We start from the raw sequence: 7,733 nt of genomic DNA on the forward strand, positions 1-7,733 counted from the left end.
GTTTTTATAATATCGGTAATTAAATGTCGTTCAGTAATTCAGCCTGTTAAGCATAATTTAAACCAAACATAGGTATATAACCTGTAACCAAACGTTTTGTTACATAGTATGACGCAGTATTAACATAAATTAACAAATATAAAATACAATGTTTAGCATAATTTAACACTTTTGCAGCGCATAAACTACACATTGAATAAAAAGAAAATAATAAACGACCCGGTTTACGGATTTATAAGCATACCCAGCGAGTTGGTGTTCGATCTGATCGAACATCCTTACTTTCAGCGGTTACGTTATATCAAGCAGCTGGGCATGACCCACCCGGGTTTACCCCGGCGCGCTGCATACCCGTTTCCATCATGCCTTAGGTGCCATGCACCTGATGAAGATGACTATTGAAACCCTACGCAGTAAGGGCCACGAAATTACTGCCGAAGAAGAGCAAGGCGTAACCATTGCTATTTTATTGCATGATATTGGCCACGGCCCGTTCTCGCACGCATTAGAGCATACTATTGTTAAAGGCGTATCGCACGAGGATATCTCTATTCTGTTAATGGATAAACTGAATGAACAATTTAACGGGCAGCTAACTACCGCTATAAGTATCTTTAAAAATTCTTACGCAAAGCGATTTTTGCACGAACTGGTATCAAGCCAGCTGGACATGGACAGGCTGGATTATTTGAACCGCGACAGTTTTTTTACAGGTGTTTCTGAAGGTGTCATCAGTTCAGACCGCATTATCAAGATGCTGAACGTAGTGGATGACCATATTGTTATTGAAGAAAAGGGGATCTACTCGGTAGAGAAGTTTATCATTGCCCGCCGCTTAATGTACTGGCAGGTATATCTGCATAAAACGGTTATAGCTGCCGAGCAATTACTGGTTAAGATACTTGAGCGCAGCCGCGAACTGGTTTTAAAAGGCGAAAAGCTTTTTGCAACACCGGCGCTTAGCCATTTTTTAAACAATGAGTTAACCCGCGAGGCGTTTATAAAGGACGGGCATCTGGAAATATTTACCCGGTTGGATGATACAGATATCCTGTCGGCAGTAAAGGTTTGGGCAACAAATGATGATTTTGTACTGTCTAAGCTATGTACTGATTTTGTGCACCGTAAAGTGTTTCACGTTGATATTACCACTGAAGCGCCGGGCCGGCAATTGGTGGCCGATTTGCGTAACAAAGCGATTGCTAAATACGGCATTACCGAAAAGGAAGTACCTTATTTTGTTTTTACTGATTCTATACAAAATAATGCTTACCGCGTAGGCGACGGCAACATAGGTATATTGATGAAAGACGGCACCGTTATAGACATTGCCACCGCCAGCGATTACTCAAACCTGGAAGCATTAGCTAAAACCATAGAGAAATATATACTTTGTTATAGTAAAGATTTGGTTTGAGTTGTGGGTAATGAGTGATGAGTTTTGAGTATCACATAGTCAACTCATCACTCATTACTCAAAACTCACAACTCGTAATTCACATTAAATAATTATTAACTTTGCGCCCATGCAATTTACCGCTCAGCAAATAGCTTCATTACTCAACGGAACCGTTGAGGGCGATCCGTCTGTGGCGGTAAATCAGCTGGCTAAGATAGAGGAAGGGGTTTCAGGCTCACTTTCATTTTTATCCAACCCTAAGTACGAGCAGTACCTGTACACTACCAATGCTTCCATCGTTATAGTAAATAATAGCCTGCAGCTTACAGGTACGGTAAAAGCGACATTGATAAGAGTTGAAGACGCTTACAGCGCGTTCTCGGTTTTGTTGGATGCTTACAGTTCTTTCAGATTAAACAAAACCGGCATTGAAGAACCGAACTTTGTGCACCCGTCTGCCAAAATTGGCCGGGATGTTTACATAGGCGCTTTTGCCTATATAGGGCCCGATGTTAAAGTTGGCGACAATTGTAAAATTTACCCTAATACTTATGTGGGCGATAACGTTACCCCGGGTAACAATGTTACCCTGTTTGCCGGGGTAAAGGTTTATTTTGATTGTGTTTTGGGTGATAACGTTATTATCCACTCGGGTGCTATTATCGGCAGCGATGGCTTTGGCTTCGCGCCAACCGCGGATGGCAGCTACAAAAAAATTGCCCAAATAGGTAACGTGATATTAGAAGACGACGTAGAAGTTGGCTCAAATACAACTATCGACAGGGCGACAATGGGGTCGACCATCATCCGCAAAGGCGTAAAGCTGGATAATTTGATACAGGTTGCCCATAATGTTGAAATTGGTAAGAATACGGTAATAGCGGCGCAGTCGGGCATATCAGGCAGTACAAAAATTGGCGAGCGCGCCGTGTTTGGTGGCCGGTTGGTATTGCCGGCCATTTAACTATTGCCAATGGCACCCAACTGGGTGCGCAGGCAGGCGTTAACAGTTCTATTAAAGAAGAGAACAAGCAATGGCACGGCACACCCTACGTGCCGTTACGCGACTTTTGCGTAACCATGTAAGCATGCGCAACTTGCCCGCCATGGAAAAGAGGATTAGAGATTTAGAAATTACAATTGCTGAATTGAAGAAAGACGTTCAATAGTTCATCAGTTCATTGGCCCTGTCGCAAGGTTAATGAACTATCTACCAATGAACCAATGAACCAATGAGCCAGTGAACAAATGAATTAACAAGAATGAACATTAAACAAAGAACTATTAAGGCACCCGTATCACTTTCGGGATCTGGCTTACATACCGGCGAGAAAGTTACCATGACCTTTAACCCGGCACCGGAAAACCATGGCTATAAATTCAGACGGGTGGATGTTGCCGGTATGCCTGTTATTGATGCCGATTGCGATAATGTTACCGACACATCGCGTGGTACTACCTTATCGCAAAATGGTGCCAGTGTAAGTACCATAGAGCACGTTTTAGCAGCTTTAGTTGGCCTTGAGGTTGATAATGTGCTGATAGATATGGATGGCCCTGAAACGCCTATAATGGACGGTAGTTCCATCCAGTTTGTTGAAGCTATCCGCAGCGCTGGGTTTTTAGAGCAGGAAGCCGACCGTGAGTACTATCATATCCCGTATAACATTCATTATTCTGAGCCCGACCGTAAGGTTGAGATGGTGGCAATGCCTTTGGATGATGATTACCGCTTTACCTGTATGGTTGATTATAATTCGCAGGTATTGGGCAGCCAGCATGCAAGTATCTCGTCAATAACCGAGTTTGTTGATGATATCGCTTCGTGCCGCACCTTTTGCTTTTTGCATGAGCTTGAAATGCTGTTAAAGCACGACCTGATTAAAGGCGGCGATCTTAATAATGCCATAGTTGTGGTTGACAAGGAAGTTGACCAGAAGAACTGAACCATTTAGCCAAACTTTTTAACCGTAAAGATATCAGCGTAGCGCCACAGGGCATTTTAAACAATATAGAACTGCGCCATCAAAACGAACCTGCAAGACATAAATTGCTGGATATGATTGGCGATTTGGCCCCTGGTTGGCGTTCCGTTACGCGGACATATTATGGCTGCAAGGCCGGGCCACGCTGCTAACGTCGCGTTCGCTAAAAAAATAAAAACGCTTATAAAGAAAGAGCGTAGCCGCAAGCATTTTAAGGTTTATGATCCTAACATGAAACCGGTATACGATACCGTTCAGATCCAGGAGATTTTACCGCACCGCTACCCAATGCTGATGATCGATAAGATCCTTGAGCTAACCAAAAGCCACGTAGTAGGGTTAAAAAATGTGACCTCGAACGAAGGGATATTTATGGGCCACTTCCCGGGTGCACCACTGTTTCCGGGCGTGTTGCAGATAGAGGCTATGGCACAAACAGGCGGTATATTGGTGTTAAATACCGTGCCCGATCCGCAAAATTATATTACTCTATTCTTAAAGATAGAAAACGCCCGCTTTAAGGATAAAGTTATCCCCGGCGATACCATTATATTCCATTGTAATTTAATAGCGCCGATACGCCGTGGTATAGCCCAGATGAAGGGCGTTGGGATGGTTGGCGAGCGTGTGGTGGTTGAGGCCGAGCTAATGGCACAAATAGTTAAAAAAACCAAAACTGACGAAGCATGATCCAGCCTTTAGCATATATACACCCACAGGCCAAAATAGCCGACAACGTAGTGATTGAGCCATTTGTAACTATCCACAAGGATGTTGAAGTTGGCGAAGGCACGGATCGGGTCAAACTCGGTTATTATGGATGGCGCGCGCATTGGTAAAAACTGCCGCATTTTCCCGGGCGCTGTTGTATCGGCCCCGCCGCAGGACCTGAAATATAAAGGCGAACCAAGCACCGTAACCATTGGCGATAACACGGTCATCCGCGAATGCGTAACGCTTAACCGTGGTACCGCTTTAGATAAGAATACAACCACCATTGGCAACAATTGCCTGCTTATGGCTTATGTACACGTAGCGCACGATTGCGTAATTGGCGACAATGTGATAATTGCCAACTCGGTACAGCTGGCCGGCCACATTAATGTGTATGATTTTGCCTTTATAGGTGGCGGATCATTAGTGCACCAGTTTGTTGAGATAGGCGCGCATAGCATGATTTCCGGCGGATCGTTAGTACGTAAAGACGTGCCGCCGTTTACCAAAGCCGGCCGCGAGCCGGTATCGTATATCGGTATTAACTCGGTTGGCCTGCGCCGCCGTGGTTTTTCAAACGAGACGATCAATGAGATCCGTGAGATCTACCGGATAATTTTCCTGAAACGCTACAACATGACAAAGGCTTTAGATATTATAGAGGCCGAATTTAACCCAACCATCGAACGCGACGAGATCATCAACTTTGTACAAAACTCGCAGCGTGGTATTATGAAGGGTTTCGGAAACTCGTAAAACACCAATGTCATGCTGAAACAAGTTCGGCATGACGGGGACTTTATATAACACATAACTAAATGCAAATCACCCTTAACGATATCGGACGCCGCTTTAACCGCGACTGGATTTTCCGGGGGATAGATTATACATTTAATATCGGCGAAAGCTATGCGATACTCGGAAATAACGGTTCGGGTAAATCAACATTATTGGCGGTATTAAATGGTAGCCTCGGCCCATCTAAGGGTACAATCAATTATTCGGTTGAGGGAAAAGATCTGGACGTCGAACAATTGTTTCAATATCTAAGCCTTGCCGCGCCATATCTGGAGCTGATTGAAGAGTTTTCGTTGGAGGAAATGATAGATTTCCATTTCAAATTTAAAACCTACAAGGCTGGTATTGATAAAGCGGCCATAATTGAGCTGCTAAGTTTACCGGGTAGTTCAAATAAACTCATCCGCTACTTTTCATCAGGGATGAAACAGCGGCTTAAACTTGCGCTTGCTTTTTGTGCAGATACGCCTATACTGATGCTTGACGAACCTACTTCTAATTTAGATGCCCGGGGTGTAGAGTGGTATTTAAACCTGGTACAGCAATTTGCTAAAGATCGTTTAACAATAGTCTGCTCCAATCAGGAGCATGAGTATAGTTTTTGCCAACATCGGCTAAGCATTACCGATTATAAAGGCTGATACCTATATCGCCTGATATATACCTCGGCTAATATTGCATGTAGCGTAAAGCCTATCCAAAAAGCTATTCCGAAGAATTGATGGGGACTCAGGCTGGAAAACCCGAAGAATAAACCAACTATCGGCCTTACCGTCGCGATAGCTAATCCTATGGCAAACATCCTTATCATCCATTCGCGGTGAAGTAAGATTTTTTTATTCCTGATATAATAGAGCGCTTTGCATAACGCAAACAGGAAGAATAAAGCAAAGGTAAATGTAGCCGCCGCCGTTTCTACCGCCCCGCCAATAGCCATTTTAAAACTCATTACCAATGCGGTTATACCAATTATAAGTGCCGAGGCCGCTACAAGCCAGCCACTAAAGCGATGAAACCTGATATTTTTAGCCCGTATCTTTTTTGAAAATTGTAAAGGGGTTAACAACAAAAAAATGTACCCGCAAATATATGTAAGAGAGTGAGGCCAAGGGATAAAGCGAAAGCGCTGTCAAAAGCACCAAACTTAGGATTGATAAAAGGCTTTATATCACCCGTTAACGTTAAAACACGCCGGGTGGCTACAATAAGTGCTATTAGGATCAGCACCACCATTAGGATGTTCCTGATCCGTTTTACAGAAGGGCGTAAACTTACTGGTCTCACATTCAGTTGGTTTTTATATCAAAACTAAAAATGCTTTTAACAATAAAGCTATAAAGTATACTTACCCCGGTTTAGCCTCGACCAAAATGTAAAAACTATCTATCAATCCATTTTAAACAGCATGACGTATATTGCAGCAATATATATTAAATGGCACTCCTGATTTATAGTATTATAGTAACGACAGCCTCCATAGGTATTACCATTTACCTGCTTTGGGGATTTACTAAAATAAAAAGCTTAAGCAGCCAGCCGTTAACGGCTGCTCAGCCTTCACTGGCTATAATTATCCCGGTGCGCAACGAGGAAGAAGACTTAGAGCAAGCTTTGCAAAGCGTATGTAATATCAACTACGATAATTACCGCATTATAGTGGTGAATGATCGCTCGACGGACCGCACTGCCGAAATACTTGAAAAATTTCCGCAGCAATATCCCAAACTGACGGTTACTACCATCACCGGGTTACCAGATGGCTGGTTAGGGAAAAACAACGCGTTATACCGGGCTATAAAAGCAGTACCGAAGAATGGCTTTTATTTACTGATGCAGACATACTTTACCACCCCGACGCTATAAATAAGGCTATGGGCTATGCTTTAAAAAACAATCTCGATAACCTGGCGGTGATGCCCCGCGCGGTATCGCGGTCGGCTATATTAAACAGTGTTTTAGCAACCTTTGGCGTTATGTTAATGGCGTACCTGCGCCCATGGAATGCTATAAAACCTGATAGCGGGGCGCATATCGGCATTGGTGCCTTTTGCCTGGTGAAGCGCGAAGCCTATGAAAAGGCCGGCACACATGCCCGCGTAAAACTCCGCCCGGACGATGATGTTAAACTGGGTTATTATATAAAAAGGCAGGCCTGCGGCAAGATGTATTAAGCGGAATTGGCAGCCTTAGCCTGGAATGGTATAAAAGCCCGGGTCAGTTTGTAGATGGGTTAATGAAAAACACTTTTGCAACTGCCAATTACAATGTCTTTTTAGCTGTTAGTTTTATTTTGGCCTGCCACGGTAACAATGGCTTTGCCCTTACCGTTAATGCTGATTTTTGGCGATACGCCCGTTAGACTAATGGCCATCGCAATTATGCTGATACAAATAATTTATATGAGCGTGGTATCGCCCAACAAGTGGTGGTATGCGTTGATGATCCCTTTCTCCGGCTTTTTAATGGCTTATATATTCGCGCGGTCAACTTTCATTACCTTAAAACAGGGTGGCATTTACTGGCGGGATAGTTTTTATCCGCTGGATATGTTGAAGGGCGAAGAATAATAAATCGTTATTAAGCCTTGTTTCGTTTTATTTGTGTGTTTAAACAAATTTCATTTTTAATAATAGGCTTATTGTCAATGTGTTAAGTGTCGATTTTTGTTTCATTTTGTTTCGCTGTATTTTTGTAACCCTTTAACAAACAGCGATTTAACCCGAAATTCTGTTTCACTTGTTTCAACTGTTTCACAAGCGCGTGAAACAAATTAGTGCATACATTGGATAACATCGCCAAACAAAATCCCATCCCCATACTTGTTATAGTGTATAAAC

8 protein-coding genes and 3 pseudogenes are annotated in these 7,733 nt (G+C 43.2%); 9 read left to right on the forward strand and 2 right to left on the reverse strand.

Features of this window, described 5'->3' with window-relative positions; genetic code table 11:
- Nucleotides 1–171: 171 nt before the first annotated feature.
- From HK413_RS21155 to HK413_RS09830, 6 genes and pseudogenes are all read left to right on the forward strand, one after another.
- A complete protein-coding gene (locus tag HK413_RS21155) occupies nt 172–402 on the forward strand; it encodes a hypothetical protein (RefSeq protein WP_317169447.1) in 231 nt (76 codons plus the stop codon).
- Nucleotides 386–1,417: an HD domain-containing protein gene (locus HK413_RS09810; RefSeq protein WP_317169448.1), complete on the forward strand. Its 1,032-nt coding sequence runs from the start codon at nt 386–388 to the stop codon at nt 1,415–1,417. The genes HK413_RS21155 and HK413_RS09810 overlap by 17 nt, the downstream gene beginning before the upstream one ends.
- A gap of 109 nt (nt 1,418–1,526) precedes the next feature.
- Entirely contained in the window at nt 1,527–2,363 is an 837-nt protein-coding gene (lpxD, locus tag HK413_RS09815) for a UDP-3-O-(3-hydroxymyristoyl)glucosamine N-acyltransferase (RefSeq protein ID WP_317169449.1), read from the forward strand.
- A gap of 298 nt (nt 2,364–2,661) precedes the next feature.
- Nucleotides 2,662–4,074 (forward strand): annotated as a pseudogene (locus HK413_RS09820) (bifunctional UDP-3-O-[3-hydroxymyristoyl] N-acetylglucosamine deacetylase/3-hydroxyacyl-ACP dehydratase).
- Nucleotides 4,071–4,854: pseudogene (lpxA, locus tag HK413_RS09825) on the forward strand (acyl-ACP--UDP-N-acetylglucosamine O-acyltransferase). Before HK413_RS09820 ends, lpxA begins: the two co-directional pseudogenes overlap by 4 nt.
- A 62-nt stretch (nt 4,855–4,916) precedes the next feature.
- Entirely contained in the window at nt 4,917–5,537 is a 621-nt protein-coding gene (locus HK413_RS09830) for an ABC transporter ATP-binding protein (RefSeq protein ID WP_175270058.1), read from the forward strand.
- Here HK413_RS09830 and HK413_RS09835 read toward each other — a convergent pair.
- Nucleotides 5,525–6,010: a DUF2306 domain-containing protein gene (locus HK413_RS09835; RefSeq protein WP_317169450.1), complete on the reverse strand. Its 486-nt coding sequence runs from the start codon at nt 6,008–6,010 to the stop codon at nt 5,525–5,527. The genes HK413_RS09830 and HK413_RS09835 overlap by 13 nt on opposite strands.
- Here HK413_RS09835 and HK413_RS09840 point away from each other — a divergent pair.
- The 3 genes and pseudogenes from HK413_RS09840 (at nt 5,996) to HK413_RS09855 (ending at nt 7,463) form a co-directional block, all read left to right on the forward strand.
- Nucleotides 5,996–6,208, forward strand: a complete 213-nt coding sequence (locus HK413_RS09840; protein ID WP_175270060.1) for a hypothetical protein — start codon at nt 5,996–5,998, stop codon at nt 6,206–6,208. The genes HK413_RS09835 and HK413_RS09840 overlap by 15 nt on opposite strands.
- Nucleotides 6,209–6,330: 122 nt before the next feature.
- Nucleotides 6,331–7,067, forward strand: a pseudogene (locus HK413_RS22220) (glycosyltransferase).
- Nucleotides 7,068–7,205: 138 nt separating this feature from the next.
- Entirely contained in the window at nt 7,206–7,463 is a 258-nt protein-coding gene (locus tag HK413_RS09855) for a hypothetical protein (protein ID WP_175270062.1), read from the forward strand.
- Between the two features lie 82 nt (nt 7,464–7,545).
- Here HK413_RS09855 and HK413_RS15325 read toward each other — a convergent pair.
- Nucleotides 7,546–7,733: hypothetical protein (locus tag HK413_RS15325; RefSeq protein WP_217452217.1), on the reverse strand; the 188-nt coding region annotated here is incomplete at its 5' end.

The organism is Mucilaginibacter humi (genome assembly GCF_013087555.1).